This is a genomic window from Glycomyces mayteni (assembly GCF_042428885.1).
Lineage (GTDB): Bacteria > Actinomycetota > Actinomycetes > Mycobacteriales > Micromonosporaceae > Glycomyces > Glycomyces mayteni.
Genome location: NZ_JBHMBP010000001.1, coordinates 1,292,169 through 1,311,305, shown reverse-complemented (window position 1 = coordinate 1,311,305; position 19,137 = coordinate 1,292,169). Strand labels below are relative to the sequence as shown.

Sequence of the window (19,137 nt, the reverse complement as noted above, 5' to 3'; positions counted from 1 at the left end):
GGCGCCCCTGAACGATCGTTTAACAGATCACTCTAAAAAATCGACAACCCGTCTTATGGAGACCCTCTAAAAACAGTCCGGTTCGTGCCGGTTCTTCCGGGCCTTGCGTCTCGTGGTCCTCCCGGTCCCGGATACCCGGCAACTACACTGCGGGACGTGCGCAAGGTTTTGATCGCCAACCGCGGCGAGATCGCAGTGAGAGTCATCCGGGCCTGCCGTGACGCCGGCTTCGAGTCCGTCGCCGTCTACGCCGACGGCGACCGCGATGCCCCCCACACCCTCCTGGCCGACGAGGCGTTCGCCCTCGACGGCCTCACCGCCGCCGACACCTACCTGCGGATCGACAAGCTGCTGAAGATCGCGCAGCGGTCCGAGGCGGATGCCGTGCACCCCGGGTACGGGTTCCTCTCGGAGAACGCCGAGTTCGCCCAGGCCGTCAACGACGCCGGGCTGACCTGGATCGGCCCCACCCCGCAGTCCATCAGGGACCTCGGCGACAAGGTCACCGCCAGGCACCTCGCCATGAAGGCGGACGTGCCCCTGGTGCCCGGCACCAAGGACCCCGTCGCCGACGCCTCCGAGATCCTCGCGTTCGCCGACGAGCACGGCCTGCCCGTCGCGATCAAGGCCGCCTTCGGCGGCGGCGGGCGCGGCCTCAAAGTCGCCCGCACCCGCGAGGAGATCCCCGACCTGTTCGAGTCCGCGGTCCGCGAGGCCGAGGCCGCGTTCGGGCGCGGCGAGTGCTTCGTCGAGCGGTACCTCGACCGGCCCCGCCACGTCGAGGCGCAGGTCCTCGCCGACACGCACGGGAACGTCATCGTCGTGGGCACCCGCGACTGCTCGCTCCAGCGCCGCCACCAGAAGCTCGTGGAGGAGGCCCCCGCTCCGTTCCTCACCGACGAGCAGCGCGCCGTCATCCACAGCGCCGCCAAGGCCATCTGCAAGGAGGCCGAGTACCACGGCGCCGGCACGGTCGAGTTCCTCGTGGCCGTGGACGGCACCATCTCCTTCCTCGAAGTGAACACCCGCCTCCAGGTCGAGCACCCCGTCTCCGAGGAGACCAGCGGCCTCGACCTGGTCCGCGAGCAGTTCCGCATCGCCTCCGGCGAGCAGGTCCCCGTCACCGAGGACCCCGCGCCGCGCGGCCACTCCATCGAGTTCCGCATCAACGGCGAGGACCCCGGCCGCGGGTTCCTGCCCGCCCCGGGCGCGGTCGCGAAGCTGCGCCTCCCGGCCGGGCCCGGCGTGCGCGTCGACACCGGCATCGAGGAGGGGTCCGTCATCGACGGGAACTTCGACTCGCTGCTCGCGAAGGTCATCGTCACCGGCGCCACCCGCGAGGAGGCCCTGCGCCGCTCCGCGCGCGCCCTCGCCGAGATGGAGGTCGAGGGCATCGCGACGGTGCTCCCGTTCCACCGCCTCGTCGTCGAGGACCCGGCGTTCGCCGAGGACTTCACCGTCCACACCCGGTGGATCGAGACCGAGTGGGACAACACGCTGGAGCCCTACACCGCGGGCGGCGCCGGGAACGGCGACGCCGAGGAGCGCACCAGCCTCGTCGTCGAGGTCGGCGGCAAGCGCCTCGAAGTGTCGATCCCGGCCGGGCTCCTCAACCCGGTGGCGTCCAGCAAGCCGAAGAAGCGCGCCGCGAAGAAGCAGGCCGACGGCGGACCCGCCATCGGCGGCGACGCGCTCCCCTCGCCGATGCAGGGCACCATCGTGAAGGTCGCCGTCTCCGAGGGCCAGTCCGTGGTCAAGGGCGACACGATCGTGGTCCTGGAGGCCATGAAGATGGAGCAGCCCATCGAGGCGCACAAGTCCGGGACGGTCTCGGGCCTGGAGATCGGCATCGGCGACGTCGTCGCCGCGGGCGCCCAGATCTGCCGCATCTCCGAGTAGCGCCACGAGACCGTAACGGATCTGTCGGGTCCAAGACTTACAACCCGGCATCCCGCGGGGGACAATGGTCAGTGCTGTGCGTAGCACCACAAGCACTGCATTTCACGACCGGAAACGGGTTAGGGTACCCGGCGGCGGTTACTCGGCCGCCGGACCTCGACCACTCCCTACAGGGGGCCTCGCCATGCGCTTCATCGACCGCCAGCCCGAGCACGACCTCACCTACTCGGACGTGTTCATGGTCCCGAACCGGTCGAACGTGGCGTCCCGCCTCGACGTCGACCTCTCGACGAACGACGGCACCGGCAACTCGATCCCGATCATCGCGGCCAACATGACCGCGGTCTCGGGCCGGCGCATGGCCGAGACGCTCGCCCGCCGCGGCGCGCTCGCCGTGATCCCCCAGGACATCCCCGCGGACGTCGTCGCCGACGTCATCGCCCGCGTCAAGTCCCGCCCCCTCGACTGCGACGCGGCCCTGACCCTCCCGCCGACCGCGACGGTCGCCGAGGCCATCGCCCTGTTCCCCAAGCGCGCGCACGGCGCGGTCATCGTCACCGACTCCGAGCGCCGCCCCCTCGGCGTGGTCACCGAGGCCGACTGCCGCGGCGTCGACCGGTTCACGCAGCTTGAGCAGGTCGCCTCCGACCGGCTGGTGACCCTCCCGATCGGCACCACCGAGGCCGAGGCGTTCCGCGTCCTCGAAGAGACCAACGTGAAGCTCGCGCCGGTCCTCGACGCCGACGGGCGCCTCCACGGCGTCGTCACCCGCGCCGGGGCCCTGCGCAACACCATCTACCGGCCCAACACCGACGCCGACGGGAAGCTCCGCGTCGCCGTCGCCATCGGCATCAACGGCGACGTCACCGGCAAGGCCGCGCAGCTCGTCGAGGCGGGCGCCGACGTCATCGTCGTCGACACCGCCCACGGCCACCAGGAGAAGATGCTCGACGCGCTCAAGCTCGTGCGCGACGCCGCCCCGCACCTGCCCGTCGCCGCCGGGAACGTCGTCACCGCCGAAGGGGCCATGGACCTCATCAACGCGGGCGCCGACATCGTCAAGGTCGGCGTCGGCCCCGGCGCCATGTGCACCACCCGCATGATGACCGGCGTGGGCCGCCCCCAGTTCTCCGCGGTCCTCGAATGCGCCGCCACCGCGCGCCACATGGGCCGCCACGTGTGGGCCGACGGCGGGGTCCGCCACCCCCGCGACGTCGCCCTCGCCCTCGCCGCGGGCGCCTCCAACGTCATGATCGGCTCCTGGTTCGCCGGGACCCACGAGTCCCCCGGCGACATGCACTACGACGCCAACGGCAAGCCGTACAAGGAGTCCTTCGGCATGGCCTCGGCCCGCGCCGTCAAGGCCCGCAGCGCCGGCGAGACCTCCTTCGACCAGGCCCGCAAGGCCCTGTTCGAGGAGGGCATCTCCACCGGCCGCATGTACCTCGACCCCCAGCGCCCCGGCGTCGAGGACCTCCTCGACTCCATCGTCGCGGGCATCCGCTCCGCCGCCACCTACGCGGGCGCCACCAACCTGGAGGAGTTCTACGAGCGCGCGGCCGTCGGTGTCCAGTCCGCCGCGGGCTACACCGAAGGCGCCCCGGTCCCCTCCAGCTGGTAGTCAGCTCCGGGCGTCCCTCGCGAGGAGGGCCGCTTGGACGCGGTTCGTGCAGCCGAGTTTGGCGAGGACGCGGCTGACGTAGGTCTTGACGGTGGCTTCGCTCATGTGGGCGCGGGCGGCGATCTCGGCGTTCGGGAGGCCCTCGGCGAGCAGGTCGAGGACCTCGCGCTCGCGCGCCGCGAGGCGGTCGACGCGGGCGAGCGCGTCCCTGCGGCGCGGGGCCGCTTCGGGGGCGACCAGGCCCAGGACCATGCGCGTGACCGCGGGCGAGAGGTACGCCTCCCCGGCGGCGACCGCGCGGACCGCGGTCACCAGTTCCTCAGGGGTGCACGACTTCAGCACGAACCCGGCCGCGCCGCGCTCCACCGCGGCGAGCACGTTCGCCTGGTCGCCGAACGAGGTGAGCACGAGCGCCCGGGTCAGCGGCGAGGCCGCGGCGAGCCGCTCGGCGACCGCGAGGCCCCCGAGGCCCGGCATGTGCAGGTCCAGGAGCGCCACGTCAGGGCGGTGCCGCTCGGCGGCGGCGACGGCGGCGCGGCCGTCGTTGGCGGTGGCCGCGACGCGGAACCCGGCCGCTTCGAGGACCGTGCGGACCCCCTCGACCACGAGCGGCTCGTCGTCGGCGATGAGGACCGAGGTCGCGGGCGCGGCCGTCATCGGACCGCCGAGGCTGCTGAAGTGCGCGCGACGGACGCTGCGAGCGTCGGTCCCCCACGGCCGACGCGAACGGGACGGGCGTGGCCGGTCATCGGACCCCCGCGACGGACGTGAGCGGCACGAGCACCAGCAGGAGCACGAGCGTCGCGAACGCGGCGGCCTTGACCCGCCGGGCCACCTTCGGCTCCCGGGCGCGGGGCAGCATGGCGCTCAAGCGGAACCGGCCGTTCTCGGCCCGGTGGTCGAGCAGGCCCCCGGCGGCGTCCACGCGTTCGCGCAGGCCCGTGAGCCCATGCCCGCCCGCGAGCGGCGGGAGCGCCGAGTCCGCGGCGGGGACGGCCGCGGCGGGGACGGCACTGACGGCCGCGGCGTCGGCCGAGCCGAAGACACCGGCAGCGGCGTCAGGGCCGGAGCCGGAGGCGAATTCCGGGCCGGAGGCGGAAGCGAGATCGGGGCCAAAGGCCGTGTCGGGAGCGGGAGCCGAGGCAACCCCCGGGAGCGGGTTCTCCACCGTCACCAGCAGCGCGTCGTCCTCCCACGCCACCGTCGCGACCACGAGCGTCCCGGGCGCGTGCTTCGCCGCGTTCGCCAGGCCCTCCTCCAGGACCGCGTAGGCCGCGCGCGACCCTGCCGCGGTGAACGGGCCGGGTTCGCCGCGCTGGCGGAACTCGACGCGGGCGCCGGCCTCGATGAAGCGGGCCGCGAGCGAGGCGGCCGCGGCGTGGTCGAAGGCGGCGTTGAAGTCGACATCAGCCGCTTCGTCCGCGCCGCGCAGGACCGCGACGAGACCGTGGAGGTCCTCGACGGCCCCGCGGAGGGAGTCGCCGACGCGGCGGGCCTCGGCGCGGCGTTCGGGGTCGGTCTCGCGGACTTCGAGGGCCGCGGCCTGGACCGCGGCGAGGCCGAGGCGGCGGCCGATCCGGTCGTGCATGTCGCGGGCGAGGCGCAGCCGCTCCTCGTTCACCGCGGCCTCCTGCTCGCGCTCCGCGCGCCGGTACCGCTGCCACAGGGCCACGACGACGGCGGCGGCGAGCAGCGCGAGGACGCCCGCGGGGACGGGACCGGTCGGGATCATGGCGAACACCGCGAACTCGACCAGGACGACCGCGACCGCCGCAAGGAGACCTCTCATGCGGCCAGGGTACGCACCCGGCACCGGGCCCGGCCGTCCGCTTTCGTCGCGCCGGCGGGCGACTTTCGGGGACTCCCCTGCCGCCCTTCGGCGTCCGTACGTTGGCGGCGTGATCGAAGTCCACAACCTGACCAAGCGGTACCGCGGCGGCACGGCCGTCGACGGTCTCACCTTCACCGTGGAGCCGGGCCGCGTCACCGGCTTCCTCGGACCCAACGGCGCGGGCAAGTCCACCACCATCCGCATGATCCTCGGCCTCGACCGGCCCACGGCCGGGACCGCGCTCGTCGGCGGCCGCCCCTACACCGCCCTGGAGCGGCCCGTGACCGTCGTCGGCGCGCTCCTGGAGGCGGGCGACCTGCACCCGGGCCGTTCGGCCCGCGAGCACCTGACGTGGATCGCGAGGTCCAACGGCCTCGGCCGCGCCCGGGTCGCGGCGGTCCTGGAGGAGACCGGCCTGACCGAGGTCGCGGGGAGGGCGGCCCGCACGTTCTCCCTGGGCATGAAGCAGCGCCTCGGGATCGCCGCGGCCCTGCTCGGCGACCCGGAGGTGCTCATCCTCGACGAGCCGGTGAACGGCCTCGACCCCGAGGGCGTCATCTGGATCCGCACGCTCGCGAAGCGCCTCGCGGGCGAGGGCCGCACGGTCCTCGTCTCCAGCCACCTCATGTCGGAGATGGCGGTGACGGCCTCGCATCTGGTCGTCATCGGCCGCGGGCGCCTGCTCGCCGACCTGTCCACCGAGGAGTTCGTGGCCGCGCACTCCGGATCGAACCTGGAGGAGGCGTTCATGCGCCTGACGAGCGACGCGGTCCAGTACCGCGCGGGAGGGACCCGATGAGCGCGTTCACGCAGGCCGCGTCCGCCGAGTGGGTGAAGGTCCGCTCCGTGCGGTCCACCGCGATCACCCTGGGCCTGTTCGCGCTCGTCGCGCTCGGCCTGGCGCTCCTCATCGCCCGCGGCTTCTCGCCGGACGGCCCGAAGGAGGACGCGGTCCTCCCGATCTTCTTCGGGCTGCTCACCGGGCAACTCGTGCTCGTGACGTTCGCGGTCGCCACCGTCGGCTCGGAGTTCTCCACGGGCACGATCCGCACCTCGCTCGCGGCCGTGCCCTCGCGCGGGCGCTTCTACGCCGCGAAGATGACCGTCATCGGCCTCACCCTCGCGGCCGCGGCCCTCCTCGTGGAGTCCGTCTCGTACACGCTCGTGCGGCTCGTCATCGGCGACGCGGCCGCGCCGCTGGACCAGTGGTGGACGATCCAGGCGCTCCTCGGCGGCTGGCTCCACCTCACGCTGCTGGGCCTGTTCACCGCGGCCGTCGCGGTCATGCTGCGCAGCACGGTGGTCGCGCTGTCGGTGCTGCTGCCGATCCTGTTCCTGGGCTCGCAGGGCCTGGGGAACCTCCCGGCGATCCAGCCGGTCGTGCAGTACTTCCCCGACCAGGTCGGCATGGTCATCATGCACCTGACGGTGCCCGGCGACGACCGCTTCGGCCGGGACTACGGCCCCTGGGAGGGCATCGCGATCCTGGTCCTGTGGACGGCCGCCGCGCTCGTCGGCGGGTGGATCGCCATGCGCCGCAGGGACGCCTGAACGGCGGGCGCGGGGCGGCCGGAGCCGTCCCGCGCCCTTGTGGACCGTCCCCAATTGAGGGAAGATCCCCACTTCGCGCACCGTTCTCATATAACTTCGCTCTGTAGTCGGCCCGTCACTGAGGTCGCGCGACAGGAACGAAGGAGCACCAGTGAAACGCATTGCCATCCTCGGCGCAGGCTCGATGCTGCTCGCCGCCGCCCTGGCCGCGATCCCCGCGACCGCAGGCGCCCAGGGAGCGGAAGAACTCACCAAGAAACTGCTGTTCACCGCCCCCATGACCGACGACGGCACGAACGTCCCGGCCGACGCCGTCTCGATCGACGCCTGCCTGACCGGCGCGACCGAGATCCTCGGCACGAACTTTTTCGACTCCTGCGCGGACCAGGCCACCGGCCCGGTCCCGGAAGCGGGCAAGACGCCCGGGTACCTCCAGCTCACCGACGCCAGCGAGTACAACAGCGGCGCGGCGTTCCTGAACAAGGCGCTCCCGAACAAGGGCGGCATCGAGGTCACGTTCGCGCAGTACCAGTACGGCGGCACCGGCGCCGACGGCATCTCGTTCTTCCTCGTGGACGGCGACACCGACCTCACCGAGTCCGGCGCCCTCGGCGGCAGCCTCGGCTACGCGCAGAACAAGAACTTCGACGGCGTCGACGGCGGCTACCTGGGCCTCGGCCTCGACGCCTGGGGCAACTTCTCGGCCGACACCGAGGGCCGGGGCGTCGGCTGCCCCGAGGACTACCGGGCCCCGTCCTACCTGAGCGTCAACACGAACAAGGCGCCCGACAACGTGGCGCTGCGCGGCCCGGGCCAGGGCAAGGAGGGCTACTGCCTGCTCGCGACGACCGCCACCGACGAGAAGATCGGCGAGTACACCGGCGGCGACATCTACGGGACGGACTTCCCGGAGAGCCTGCGCTCGGAGACGCTCGCCGACGCCAAGCGCCTCGTGAAGCTCAAGGTCGGCGACGGCGATCACCCGAAGGTCACCGTCGACATCGACTTCCAGGACGGCGCGGGCTGGACCCGGGTCCTGGAGTCCGAGGTGCCGTTCGCGGCGCCCGACACGTTCAAGATCGGCTTCGCGGCCTCCACCGGCCGCGCGACCGACGTCCACCTGATCCGCCACCTGCGCGTCGAGACCTTCGTCGACTAGGGAACCAATGAAAGAGGGGCCCGCGCCGAGACGGCGCGGGCCCCTTTCGCGTCGCCTGCTAGAACTCCATGAGCTGGCGGGCGGCCTCGGCGACCGAGCCCGACAGCGACGGGTAGATCGTGAACGTCCGCGCGACCTGCTCCACGGTGAGCCGCTGCTCCACCGCGAGCGCGATCGGCGTGATGAGCTCGGAGGCGCGCGAACCGACGACGACGCCGCCCGCGACGATCCCCGAGGACTTCCACGCGAACAGCTTCACGAAGCCCTCGGTGCGGTCGAGCATCTTCGCGCGCGGGTTCGACGCGAACGGCAGCATGACCCCGCGGCAGTCCACTTTGCCCGAGTCCACGTCGGCCTGCGTGACGCCGACGGAGGCCAGCTCCGGGTCGGTGAACACGTTCGCGGCGACGTGGGCGAGCTTGATGGGGCGCACGGCCTCGCCGAGCGCGTGCCAGATCGCGATGCGGCCCTGCATGGCCGCGACCGAGGCGAGGGCGTGGACGCCGGTGACGTCGCCCGCGGCGTACACGCCGGGGACGTTGGTGCGGGAGACCTTGTCGACGGGGATGAACCCGCGCTCGTCCACGGTGATCCCGTAGGCGTGCAGGCCCAGGTTGTCGGAGTTGGGGATCGAGCCGACGCAGATGAGCGCGTGGCTGCCCTCGATGACGGTGCCGTCGTCGAGTTCGACCTCCACGCCGGTGTCGGTGCGGCGGGCCGCGGCGGCGCGGGAGTGGTTGCGCACGTCCATGCCGCGGCGCACGAACACGCGGCCGACGGTCTCGGCGGCCTCGGCGTCCTCGTGGGGCATGACGCGGTCGCGGGAGGAGATGAGGGTGACCTCGGAGCCCATGGCGAGGTACGCGGAGGCGAACTCGGCGCCGGTGACGCCGGAGCCGACGACGATGAGGTGCTCGGGGAGCTCCTTGAGGTCGTAGAGCTGACGCCAGGTGAGGATGCGCTCGCCGTCGACGGGGGCGGAGGTGAGGGTGCGGGGGGTGGCGCCGGTGGCGATGAGGACGACGTCGGCGTCGGCGTCGAACGGCTCTCCTTCGAGAGGGACCACGTGGAGCTCGTGGACGTAGTTGTAGCCCTTGTCGACGCGCAGGGCGCCGCGCCCGTAGACGATGTTCACGCCCTGGTTGACGAGCTTCTGGGCGATGTCGGCGGACTGCTGGGTGGCGAGGCGGCGCACCCGGCCGTTGACCGCGACGGGGTCGGTCGAGGCCTCTTTGGCCGCCACGCCGAGCTCGGCGGATTCGTGGATCTCGGTGAGCACGTTGGAGGCGGCGATGAACGTCTTCGAGGGGACGCAGTCCGACAGGACGCAGGCCCCGCCGGCGCCCGTGGCCTCGATGAGGGTGACGTCGGCGCCGAGCTGGGCCGCCACGAGGGCGGCCTCGTACCCGGCCGGGCCTCCGCCGATGATCGCTACTCGTGCCACGGGGCGCGCCTTTCGGTGTTCGGGATGCTTCAGTGCGGGCAGGTTTAAGGGTATCTTCGAGTCGTGCATCTCTATGCCGCGTATGGCTCGAATCTCGACCCTGCCCGCATGCGCGCGACCTGCCCGCGGTCGCCGCTGGTGGGCACGGGCTGGCTGGAGGGCTGGCGACTCACCTTCGGCGGCGCCGACCTCGGCTGGGAGTCCGCGGTCGCCACGGTGGTCGAGGCCCCCGGCGAGCGGGTCTTCGTGTCGCTCTACGACCTCGACCCGGCCGACCGCCAGGTCCTCGACGAGCTGGAGGGCTTCAACTCCAAGCTCTACCGCAAGATGCACTCCCAGGCCGCGACCCTGGAGGCGAACCGCCAGGTGTGGCTCTACGTCTTCGAGGGCTTCGAGGGCGGCCTGCCCTCCCAGTGGTACCTGGACGAGATCCTCCGCGCCGCCGAGGCCGCCGGAGCCCCCCAGGACTACGTCGAGGCCCTCCGCAAACGCCCGACCGCGGAGTAGCCGCAGCTCACCACCACATGTCGCCCCTACCGGATACGGTTCGGATAGGGGCGCTTCGGATGTCCGTTTTGCCCGGACCCTCCGTTCACGTTCGCCGCGCTGGCGACGGTGTCGCACCTCGCGGATAGCGTTGAAAACGGGGGTCCCCCGGTGTCCGATTTGCCCCGGACGCTCCGTTCACTTTCCGCCGACCGGCGGCCCGGACACGGCAGCGGGGCGGGCGCATAGCGCCCGCCCGCTCCCTTGTCTGCGTCTAGAACGCCGGGCTCTGCGCCGCGGCCAGGGCCGTGTGGGTCATGACGCGCACGCCGTGCGAGAGGGCGTCCTCGTCGATGTCGAAGTTGCCCTGGTGGATGTCGAGCCGCTCCCCCGGGCGCCCGACCCCGAGGCGCGCCATGGCGCCGGGGATCTGCTCCAGGTAGTACGCGAAGTCCTCGCCGCCCATGGACATCGGGGCCTCCACGACGGCGTCCGGGCCGAGCGCGGCGGCCGCCGCACCCGCGAACATCGCGGAGGCGGCGCGGTCGTTGACGACCGGCGGCACGCCGCGGCGGTAGTCGATCTCGCACTCCACGCCGGAGGCGCGGGCGACGGAGCGGGTGACCTCCTGGACCAGGTCCGGGATCATGTCCCAGGTCTCGCGGCCGTGGACACGGACCGTGGCGCGCGCGAGGGCCTCCTGCGGGATCGCGTTCGCGGCCTCACCGGCCTGGACGGCGCCGAAGACGATCGCGACGGACTGCCGCGGGTCGAGGCGGCGGTTGACCAGCGCGGGGACGTCGACGACGACGCGGCCGATGGCGTTCACGAGGTCGTGGGTGAGGTGCGGGCGGGACGTGTGGCCGCCGCGGCCCTTCATGCGGACCTCCATGACGTCGCACGCGGCCGTCAGGGGCCCGTTGCGCACGCCGACCTTCCCGGCCGGGAACTGCGGGTCGCAGTGGAACGCGAAGATCGCGTCGACGTCGGTGAGCGCCCCGTACTTGATCATCGTGGGCGCGCCGGACGGGAACTGCTCCTCGGAGGGCTGGAACACCAGGCGGAACCGCCCGGGCAGGCCCTCGCGGGCCTCCAGCTCGTGGAGGACCCGGCCGACGCCGAGGAGCATCGCGGTGTGCGCGTCGTGGCCGCACGCGTGGCAGACGCCGTCGACGGTGGACCGGTACGGGACCTGCTTCGGGTCGTGGATCGGCAGGGCGTCCATGTCGGCGCGGATCGCGATGACCCGGTCGCCGGTGCCGATGTCGCAGGTCAGGCCCGTGCCGTCGGGGATGATCTGGGGCTGGAGCCCGGCTTCGAGGAGCCGCGCGGCCACGTAGTCGGCGGTGTCGTGCTCCTGGCGCGACAGGCGCGGGTTCGCGTGGATGTGGCGGCGGGCCGCGACGACCTCGTGCGCGTGGGCGTCCAGCCAGGCGTCGAGGAAGTCCGGCAGCGATGTGGACATGACCTGCTCCGAAGCGGTGGTGCCGGAAACAGCGCTCCCGGCTGCGGTGTCGAACGAGGGCAGTGCGGCGGGTACCACGAGACAGGACTCCGGTGCGACGGCACTCGGCAGCGGCTCATTGGCTTTCGTGGCGGTACCCATCTCGACGACTTTCTCCGCAGTGAGCGTGTGCATTTCCTTCGCGCCTCGCAATTCGCGTTCGAGGATCAAAGCCAATGGAGTGCGATCCGGCAAGCTTAATCCGATCGCGCTCCGTTGCGGCTAGCGCCGTGATTTGCGACGCCCGGCGGCCGCGTCCGGGTTCATCGTGGCGAGCCCGGGGTCACGGCCGCGCGACAGCCGGTCACGGCCCTGTGGGCCGAACCTGCCGTCATAAGGCATAACGCTTGCCGGGCCGATAAGTTACGGCCGAGATCCGACTTTTGAACAGACGGCGGACGCGTCGCCGTTCGATGACGCGTCCGCACCGAGTCTTTCCCCGCGAGGGCATTCCGGCGACAGACGCGATGTGCGTTCACCGGTCCGGGTCCGTTCGGTCACCAGTTGTCGGCGGGGACGTGGCGGCCCCATTCGGCGGCGAGCGCGGTGCACACCTCGCCGACGGTGGCCCCGGCCTTGAGGGCGCGCTTGAGCGGGTAGAGCACGTTCGCGGTCCCGGCGGCGGCGGCCTTCACGTCGGCGAGGGCCGCTTCCAGCTCCGCGGCGTCGCGCCCGGCGCGGTGGGCGGCGAGGCGGTCAACCTGCGCTGCCTCGATGGCGGGGTCCACTTTGAGCGGTGAATAGGGGGCTTCGTCCCCGTTGAGGATGTATTTGTTGACGCCGACGACGGTCTGCTCCCCGGAGTCGATGCGCTTGGCCGTCTCGTAGGCGCTGCGCTCGATCTCGCCCTTCTGGAAGCCCTCTTCGATGGCGGCGACGGCGGAGCCGTGCGCGAAGACCGCGTCGATGAGGCGCAGGGCCTCGGCCTCGACCTCGTCGGTGAGGGCCTCGACGGCGTAGGACCCGGCGAAGGGGTCGACGGTGGCGGTCAGGTCGGTCTCGGCGGCGATGACCTGCTGGGTGCGCAGGGCCAGGCGCGCGGAGGCGTCGGTGGGCAGCGCGATGGCCTCGTCGTAGGCGTTGGTGTGGAGCGACTGGGTGCCGCCGAGGACGGCGGCGATCGCCTGGACGGTGACGCGCGCGAGGTTCACCTCCGGCTGCTGCGCGGTGAGCTCGACCCCGGCGGTCTGGGTGTGGAACCGCAGCCGCATGGAGCGGGGGTCCTTCGCGCCGAAGCGGTCGCGCATGACGTGGGCCCAGATGCGGCGCGCGGCCCGGAACTTCGCGACCTCGGTGAGGAGCGTGGAGCGGGCGACGAAGAAGAAGGACAGGCGCGGCGCGAACGCGTCGACGTCGAGCCCGGCGTCCAGGGCGCAGTTGACGTACTCGATGCCGTCGGCGAGCGTGAACGCGAGCTCCTGTGCGGGGGTCGCCCCGGCCTCGGCCATGTGGTAGCCGGAGATGGAGATGGTGTTCCACTGCGGGAGCTCGGCGGCGCAGTACGCGAAGGTGTCGGCGACGAGCCGCAGGGAGGGCGCGGGCGGGAAGATGTACGTCCCGCGGGCGATGTACTCCTTGAGGATGTCGTTCTGGATCGTCCCGCGCAGCGCGGCGGGGTCGACGCCCTGCTCCTCGGCGACGAGCTGGTACAGGAGCAGCAGCACGGCAGCGGGCGCGTTGATCGTCATCGACGTGGAGACCTCGCCGAGGGGGATGTCCGCGAAGAGGGTCCGCATGTCGGCCACGGAGTCGACGGCGACGCCGACCTTGCCGACCTCCCCGGCGGCCTCGGGGGCGTCCGAGTCGTAGCCCATCTGGGTGGGCAGGTCGAACGCGACGGACAGGCCGGTCGTGCCCGCGGCCAGGAGGTCCCGGTAGCGGCGGTTCGACTCGGCGGCCGTGGCGAAGCCCGCGTACTGGCGCATCGTCCAGGGGCGGGAGGTGTACATGGTCGGGTGGACGCCGCGCGTGTAGGGGAAGGACCCGGGTTCGCCGAGCCGCTCCGCCAGATCGTCCGCGGCGTCGGCGGGGCCGTAGACGGGTCGGATCTCGATCCCGTCGCGGCCTTGCGGTGACGACTGCATGGCTGCCATCCTAGGTGGTGAACCGCGCCTCCGGGAAGCAGTGCGCCCCCCGGCGGCGCCTTCGCGCACCTGGCCCAGCGCCGCGCCCGGGCCGTGACCGAGGATCACTTGTGTATCCCCGGTCCCGCACCGGTGGCCGGGACGCGGCAGACTAGGGGGGATCCCTCGCGAGGAGTGGTTGCATGACGTACTCATCTGACTACGGTCGCGGTGGTCCCGGCGCCTATGAGGACCCCCGATCCGGCCCGGTGCCGTCCCCTCGGTACTCCCCCGAGTCCGAAGGCCGCCAAGGCGACCCGTACGGCTCGGAGCCCCGGCGCGACCCGCACCCGTCCCTGGGCGGGAGGTTCACGGGCTCCGACCCGTACTCGTCGAGCCAGCAGGGCTACAACCGCGACCCGTACGGCGGGGACTCCTACGGCGACTCCTCGTACCGGCACAGCTCCTCGTACGGCAACTACGGGAACCTCGGCCAGTCCTTCGCCGTCGGCGGCGAGCCGGGCCAGCGCCCTCCGGGCCCCGGCGGCCCCGCGAACCGGGCCCGCCCCGGCGACCTGGTGGGCGACCGGTACCGGCTCGAAGACCTCGTGGGCAAGGGCGGCAACGGGTCCGTGTGGCGCGCGACCGACACGGTGCTGCGCCGCGAAGTGGCCCTCAAAGAGGTGTTCCTGCCCCCGGACCTGCCGCCGCACGAGCGGGTCCAGCTCATCGACCGGTCCCGACGCGAGGCCCAGATCGCGGCGGGGCTGTCGCACCCGTCGGTGATCCGCGTGTTCGACGTCGTCGAGCACGGCGGCCTGCCGTGGATCGTCATGGAGCTGCTCCAGTCGCGGAGCCTCGCCGAGATCCTCTCGCAGGACGGGCCGCTCCAGCCGCGCGTCGCCGCGAAGATCGGCCTGGCCCTCGTGGGCGCCCTCCAGGCGGCGCACGACGCGGGGATCATCCACCGCGACGTCAAGCCCGGGAACGTCCTCATCTCCACCGACGGGCGCTGCGTCCTCTCCGACTTCGGCGCGGCCCAGCTCCACCAGGTCTCGGGCGGCACGACCCCGGGCAAGGTGCTCGGCTCGGCGCACTACATCGCGCCCGAGCGGGCCGTGGGCCACCCGGCCGAGCCCGCCTCCGACGTGTTCAGCCTCGGCGTGACCCTGTACGCGGCCGTCGAGGGGCGCCCGCCGTTCGACCGGGGCGACGCCGTCTCCACGATGCGCGCGGTCGTCCAGGAGCCGCCGGAGAGCCCCCGCAACGCCGGGCCGCTCACGCCGCTGCTGGGCGGGATGCTCGCGAAGGACCCGGGGCAGCGCATGCAGCTCCCCGAGGTGCGCCACGAACTCCAGACGCTGCTCTCCGGGCAGTTCGCGGGCCCCGGCGGGCCCGGCCACCAGTCGCCGCCCTACCGCCCCGACCAGGGCTACCAGGAGGGGCCGCCGTCCACGACGGGCCCGCGCCCGCGTGTGCGGGAGGCCGAACCCGAGCCCGAGCGCGGCAACCCGTGGAAGTCCGGGGCGGTCATCGCGATCTGCATCCTCCTCGTGCTCGTCCTCGGCTGGGGCGCCTACAAGCTCCTCACCGGCGAGGACGGCGGCGGGTCGGGCGCCGAGGACCCCGGGACCAGCGACAGCGCATCCGACGGCGGCGGCGAGTCGCCCGAGGGCGGGGGCGAGTCCCCCGAGGGCGACGACGGCGCCGCGCCGTTCGAGACCACCGTGTACGAAGGGGACGGCTTCTCCGCGGCTTACCCGAAGGACTGGTCCGAGGGCGAGGGCGGCGACGACTCCGTGTCGTTCTTCAACCCCGAGGACGACACCCAGTGGGTGCGGTTCTACTCCGGTTCCGACCGCGGCGCGGGCGATCCCGAGGGCTACCTGTCGGACTACTTCGACGGCCTCGGCGCCGAGATGACCGACCTGGAGCGGGTCCGCCTGGAGGAGACCGAGATCGGCGGCATGAGCGGCGCGGTCCTGGAGTACACCGGGACGAACCTCGACGACACCGGCGCCGAGCGGCACTCGGTGTGGGCGATCGTGGACGCCGGCGACGGCACCACGTTCGGGATCTTCGTGTCCGGCGACGCGGACACATGGGACCTATCACAAGGGGTGTACGACACCGCCGCCTCCTCGTTCGCTACCGGCTGAGGCCACACCGTCCGCAACACCGGTCTCCCAGGCTGCGGATATGCGACCATTTCCCCATGACCGACTCTGCGCCAGCCATCGACGCGAACCTTGATGCGCTGCGAGCCGAAGCGCTCCAGTGGATCACCGACGACCCCGACAAGGCCGGCCGCGACGAGCTCTACCGGCTCCTCGACGGCCTCCCCGGGACCACCGCCGAACTCGCCGACCGCTTCTCCGGCCGCCTGAAGTTCGGGACCGCGGGCCTGCGCGGCCCGCTCCGCGCGGGCCCCAACGGGATGAACCTCGCCGTCGTCCGCGCCGCCGCCGCAGGGCTCGCGAACTGGCTGGACGCCAAGGGCGCCGAAGGGCCCGTCGTCATCGGGTACGACGCCCGCCACGGCTCCCGCGACTTCGCCGTCGAGACCGCCCGCGTCGTCACCGGCTCGGGCCGCCGGGCCCTGCTCCTGCCCGGCCCGCTGCCGACGCCGGTGACCGCGTTCGCCGTCACCCACCTCGACGGCGCCGCCGCCGTGCAGGTGACCGCCAGCCACAACCCGCCGCAGGACAACGGCTACAAGGTGTACCTGGGCCGCGAGCTCGGCGGGGACCTCGGCGCGGGCGCGCAGATCGTCCCGCCCGCCGACACCGAGATCGAGGCCGCCATCGAGGCGCTCGGGCCGCTCTCGGAGATCCCCCTCGGCGACGAGGGCGAGACCCTCGACGGGACCGTCCTCGACGCGTACCTCGCGGCCGTCGCCTCCGTCGTCGACCCCGACGACCCCAAGCGCCTCGCCTCCGTCGCGACCCCGATGCACGGCGTCGGCGGCGCCACCTTGGTGAAGGCCATGGAGCGGGCCGGGTTCGGGGCGCCGACGCTCGTGCCCGAGCAGGCCGAGCCCGACGCGGACTTCCCGACCGTGGCGTTCCCGAACCCGGAGGAGCCCGGCGCGATCGACCTGCTCAAGGCGCTCGCGGCCGAGGAGGGCGCGGACGTGGCGCTGGCGCTGGACCCGGACGCCGACCGCTGCTCGGTCGCCGTCCCCACCGGCGACGGCGGCTGGCGCCAGCTCTCCGGCAACGAGGTCGGCGTGCTCCTGGCCGACCACTGGATGCGCAAGGGCCGCACCGGGACCTACGCGACCACGATCGTCTCCTCCACGCAGCTCAAGGCCATGTGCGAGCGGCGCGGCCACGCCTACATGGAGACCCTTACGGGCTTCAAGTGGCTGGCCCGCACCAGCCCGGACCTGGCGTTCGCGTTCGAGGAGGCCCTCGGGTACTGCGTCGCGCCCCAGTTCCTGCGCGACAAGGACGGCATCTCCGCGTCCCTCGTGGTCGCCGAGATCGCCGCCGGGCAGGCCGCCCGGTTCGCGACGCTCCAGGACCGCCTGGACGAGCTCGCCGAGGAGTTCGGCGTGTACGAGACCGGGCAGCTGTCGGTGCGCGTGGAGGACCTGAGCGAGATCGCCGCGTGCATGAAGCGCCTGCGCGCCAACCGTCCCGCGTCGCTGCTGGACGAGCCCGTCACCGACTACCTCGACCGGCTCCCGGAGGCGGACGTGGTCACGGTGACGACGGCCAACGCCCGCGTCGTGTGCCGCCCGTCCGGGACCGAGCCGAAGCTCAAGGCGTACCTGGAGGTCCGCGAGGACACCGGCGGCGACCTGACCGCGGCCCGCGAGCGGGCCCGCGCGGGCGTCGAGGCGCTGCGCGCGGAGGTCGCCGGCATCCTCGGCGTCCCGCACTAGAGGACACGCAGAAGGGGGCCGCGGGATGCGGCCCCCTTTTGCTTCGTCTAGAAGCGGCGGTAGGCGCCGAACTGGCGGTCGCCGGCGTCGCCGAGACCGGGGACGATGTAGGCCTTCTCGTTGAGTTCGGGGTCGACCGCGGCGGTGGTCATGCGCATCGCGATCCCGGAGGCTTCGAGGCGCGCGATCCCGTCGGGCGCGCACAGCACGCTGACCAGGTCGATGTCCGTGCAGCCGCGGGAGGCGATCATCTCGCAGCAGCGCAGGAGCGAGCCGCCGGTGGCGACCATGGGGTCGAGGACGATGACGTGGCGTCCGGCCAGGTCGTCCGGGAGGGATTCCATGTAGGCGTAGGGCTCGTGCGTCTCCTCGTCGCGGGCGAGGCCGACGAAGCCCATGGAGGCGTCGGGGATCATGGCCTGCGCGGCGTCGGCCATGCCGAGCCCGGCGCGCAGGACCGGGACCAGGAGCGGCGGGTTCCCCAGCCGGAAGCCCTTCGCCTTGGCGACGGGCGTCCTGATCTCGTATTCGGCGACGGCCACGTCGCGCGTGGCCTCGTAGACGAGCATCATGGTGAGCTCGTGCAGGGCGGCCCGGAACCTCGGTGAGTCCGAGCGCTCGTCGCGCATGGCGGTGAGCCGTTCGGCGGCGAGCGGGTGTTCGACGATCTTGACATCCACGGTTCATAACCTTAACGCCCAGTTCGCCGCGCTAATGTGAGCTGGTCACCACAGTCTGATTCACGCGTCTGACAGATACGGATACGATCGGGTCATGGGATCAATTCTGAGCGGCGCCGAGGCCGCGTCCCTCGTCCGCGCCCTCCCGGGCGTCGACGCGGTGGGCCTCGAAGCGCGCGCGGCGGGGCTCTCCACCCGCTCGGTCAAGACGACGTCGAAGGCGCACGCCATCGACCTCGCCATCAGCATGATCGACCTCACCACCCTCGAAGGGGCCGACACCCCCGGCAAGGTCCGCTCGCTCGCCGCGAAGGCCGTGCGCCCCGACGGCGACGCGCCCGCCACCGCCGCGGTCTGCGTCTACCCGTCGATGGTCGCCACCGCCAAGGAGGCCCTCGCGGGCAGCGGCGTGCTCGTCGCGTCTGTCGCGACCGGGTTCCCCGCCGGACAGGTCCCCCTCGACGTGCGGCTCGCCGACACCGAGTCCGCGGTGCGGGCCGGGGCCGACGAGATCGACATGGTCATCAACCGCGGCGCGTTCCTCGCCGGGGACCTCGAACGGGTCTTCCACGAGATCAAGGCCGTCAAGGCCGCGTCCGGCGAGGCCCGGCTCAAGGTGATCCTGGAGACCGGCGAGCTCGCCACCTACGACGCGGTGCGCCGGGCCTCGTGGCTCGCGATGTACGCGGGCGCCGACTTCATCAAGACCTCCACCGGCAAAGTGGGCGTCAACGCGACCCTGCCGGTGACGCTGCTGATGATGCAGGCCGTGCGCGACTACCGGGCCGCCACCGGCGTCCAGGTCGGCGTCAAGCCCGCGGGCGGCATCCGCAACACCAAGGACGCGATCAAGTACCTCGTCACCGTGAACGAGGTCCTCGGCGACGACTGGCTCTCGAACCACTGGTTCCGCTTCGGCGCGTCCAGCCTCCTCAACGACCTGCTCATGCAGCGCCAGAAGCTCAAGACCGGCCACTACTCCGGCCCCGACTACGTGACGGTGGACTAGC

The 19,137-nt window shown here is 72.4% G+C and carries 15 protein-coding genes; 9 read left to right on the top strand and 6 right to left on the bottom strand.

Translation table 11 applies throughout. From position 1 onward, the window contains the following. Nucleotides 1–156: 156 nt before the first annotated feature. Together ACFFXY_RS06020 and ACFFXY_RS06015 are read left to right on the top strand one after the other, a co-directional pair. The gene (locus ACFFXY_RS06020) at nt 157–1,899 is read left to right on the top strand and encodes an acetyl/propionyl/methylcrotonyl-CoA carboxylase subunit alpha (protein ID WP_382346992.1); all 1,743 of its coding nucleotides are present in this window, start codon (nt 157–159) and stop codon (nt 1,897–1,899) included. Nucleotides 1,900–2,083: 184 nt separating this feature from the next. Next, nucleotides 2,084–3,520 (top strand): GuaB1 family IMP dehydrogenase-related protein, encoded by a 1,437-nt coding sequence (locus ACFFXY_RS06015; RefSeq protein WP_382346989.1) that lies wholly within the window; start codon nt 2,084–2,086, stop codon nt 3,518–3,520. On the opposite strand, the gene ACFFXY_RS06010 is transcribed toward ACFFXY_RS06015, so the two are convergent. Both ACFFXY_RS06010 and ACFFXY_RS06005 read right to left on the bottom strand, forming a co-directional pair. Continuing rightward, nucleotides 3,521–4,177, bottom strand: a complete 657-nt coding sequence (locus tag ACFFXY_RS06010; RefSeq protein ID WP_382346986.1) for a response regulator — start codon at nt 4,175–4,177, stop codon at nt 3,521–3,523. An 88-nt stretch (nt 4,178–4,265) separates the two neighbouring features. Next, nucleotides 4,266–5,309 carry a sensor histidine kinase gene (locus tag ACFFXY_RS06005; RefSeq protein WP_382346983.1) on the bottom strand — a complete coding sequence of 348 codons (1,044 nt, stop codon included), beginning with the start codon at nt 5,307–5,309 and terminating at the stop codon, nt 4,266–4,268. Nucleotides 5,310–5,418: 109 nt separating this feature from the next. Here ACFFXY_RS06005 and ACFFXY_RS06000 point away from each other — a divergent pair, with 109 nt between their 5' ends. The 3 genes from ACFFXY_RS06000 (at nt 5,419) to ACFFXY_RS05990 (ending at nt 8,061) form a co-directional block, all read left to right on the top strand. Further along, nucleotides 5,419–6,150: an ABC transporter ATP-binding protein gene (locus ACFFXY_RS06000; protein WP_382346980.1), complete on the top strand. Its 732-nt coding sequence runs from the start codon at nt 5,419–5,421 to the stop codon at nt 6,148–6,150. Further along, on the top strand, nt 6,147–6,902 hold the full coding sequence (locus ACFFXY_RS05995; protein WP_382346977.1) for an ABC-2 transporter permease: 756 nt from the start codon (nt 6,147–6,149) through the stop codon (nt 6,900–6,902). Before ACFFXY_RS06000 ends, ACFFXY_RS05995 begins: the two co-directional genes overlap by 4 nt. Nucleotides 6,903–7,053: 151 nt before the next feature. Next, entirely contained in the window at nt 7,054–8,061 is a 1,008-nt protein-coding gene (locus ACFFXY_RS05990; protein WP_382346974.1) for an L-type lectin family protein, read from the top strand. Nucleotides 8,062–8,119: 58 nt separating this feature from the next. Here the strand turns inward: ACFFXY_RS05990 and ACFFXY_RS05985 are convergent, their stop codons facing one another. Beyond that, on the bottom strand, nt 8,120–9,505 hold the full coding sequence (locus tag ACFFXY_RS05985) for an NAD(P)H-quinone dehydrogenase (protein ID WP_382346971.1): 1,386 nt from the start codon (nt 9,503–9,505) through the stop codon (nt 8,120–8,122). Nucleotides 9,506–9,568: 63 nt separating this feature from the next. Between ACFFXY_RS05985 and ACFFXY_RS05980 the strand changes: the two genes are divergently transcribed. After that, on the top strand, nt 9,569–10,012 hold the full coding sequence (locus ACFFXY_RS05980; protein ID WP_382346968.1) for a gamma-glutamylcyclotransferase family protein: 444 nt from the start codon (nt 9,569–9,571) through the stop codon (nt 10,010–10,012). Between the two features lie 253 nt (nt 10,013–10,265). On the opposite strand, the gene ACFFXY_RS05975 is transcribed toward ACFFXY_RS05980, so the two are convergent. After that, nucleotides 10,266–11,456, bottom strand: a complete 1,191-nt coding sequence (locus ACFFXY_RS05975; protein ID WP_382346966.1) for an amidohydrolase — start codon at nt 11,454–11,456, stop codon at nt 10,266–10,268. Nucleotides 11,457–11,992: 536 nt separating this feature from the next. Continuing rightward, on the bottom strand, nt 11,993–13,579 hold the full coding sequence (locus tag ACFFXY_RS05970) for an acyl-CoA mutase large subunit family protein (protein ID WP_382346963.1): 1,587 nt from the start codon (nt 13,577–13,579) through the stop codon (nt 11,993–11,995). A 182-nt stretch (nt 13,580–13,761) separates the two neighbouring features. On the opposite strand from ACFFXY_RS05970, the gene ACFFXY_RS05965 reads away from it, so the two are divergent. After that, entirely contained in the window at nt 13,762–15,717 is a 1,956-nt protein-coding gene (locus tag ACFFXY_RS05965) for a serine/threonine-protein kinase (RefSeq protein WP_382346961.1), read from the top strand. Nucleotides 15,718–15,773: 56 nt separating this feature from the next. Continuing rightward, nucleotides 15,774–17,447, top strand: a complete 1,674-nt coding sequence (locus ACFFXY_RS05960) for a phospho-sugar mutase (protein ID WP_382346958.1) — start codon at nt 15,774–15,776, stop codon at nt 17,445–17,447. A gap of 47 nt (nt 17,448–17,494) precedes the next feature. On the opposite strand, the gene upp is transcribed toward ACFFXY_RS05960, so the two are convergent. Then, nucleotides 17,495–18,127, bottom strand: a complete 633-nt coding sequence (gene upp, locus ACFFXY_RS05955; RefSeq protein WP_382346955.1) for a uracil phosphoribosyltransferase — start codon at nt 18,125–18,127, stop codon at nt 17,495–17,497. Nucleotides 18,128–18,221: 94 nt separating this feature from the next. On the opposite strand from upp, the gene deoC reads away from it, so the two are divergent. Beyond that, nucleotides 18,222–19,136, top strand: coding sequence for a deoxyribose-phosphate aldolase (gene deoC / locus ACFFXY_RS05950; protein ID WP_382346952.1), 915 nt, complete (start codon nt 18,222–18,224; stop codon nt 19,134–19,136). Nucleotide 19,137 lies beyond the last annotated feature (1 nt).

Bases quoted from the DNA above. Each gene is read 5' to 3' on its own strand.
- ACFFXY_RS06005 (WP_382346983.1), bottom strand. From the start codon at position 5,309: ATGAGAGGTCTCCTTGCGGCGGTCGCGGTCGTCCTGGTCGAGTTCGCG.
- ACFFXY_RS05995 (WP_382346977.1), top strand. From the start codon at position 6,147: ATGAGCGCGTTCACGCAGGCCGCGTCCGCCGAGTGGGTGAAGGTCCGC.
- ACFFXY_RS05970 (WP_382346963.1), bottom strand. From the start codon at position 13,579: ATGCAGTCGTCACCGCAAGGCCGCGACGGGATCGAGATCCGACCCGTC.
- ACFFXY_RS06015 (WP_382346989.1), top strand. From the start codon at position 2,084: ATGCGCTTCATCGACCGCCAGCCCGAGCACGACCTCACCTACTCGGAC.
- ACFFXY_RS06010 (WP_382346986.1), bottom strand. From the start codon at position 4,177: ATGACGGCCGCGCCCGCGACCTCGGTCCTCATCGCCGACGACGAGCCG.
- ACFFXY_RS05960 (WP_382346958.1), top strand. From the start codon at position 15,774: ATGACCGACTCTGCGCCAGCCATCGACGCGAACCTTGATGCGCTGCGA.
- ACFFXY_RS05975 (WP_382346966.1), bottom strand. From the start codon at position 11,456: ATGTCCACATCGCTGCCGGACTTCCTCGACGCCTGGCTGGACGCCCAC.
- deoC (WP_382346952.1), top strand. From the start codon at position 18,222: ATGGGATCAATTCTGAGCGGCGCCGAGGCCGCGTCCCTCGTCCGCGCC.
- ACFFXY_RS05965 (WP_382346961.1), top strand. From the start codon at position 13,762: ATGACGTACTCATCTGACTACGGTCGCGGTGGTCCCGGCGCCTATGAG.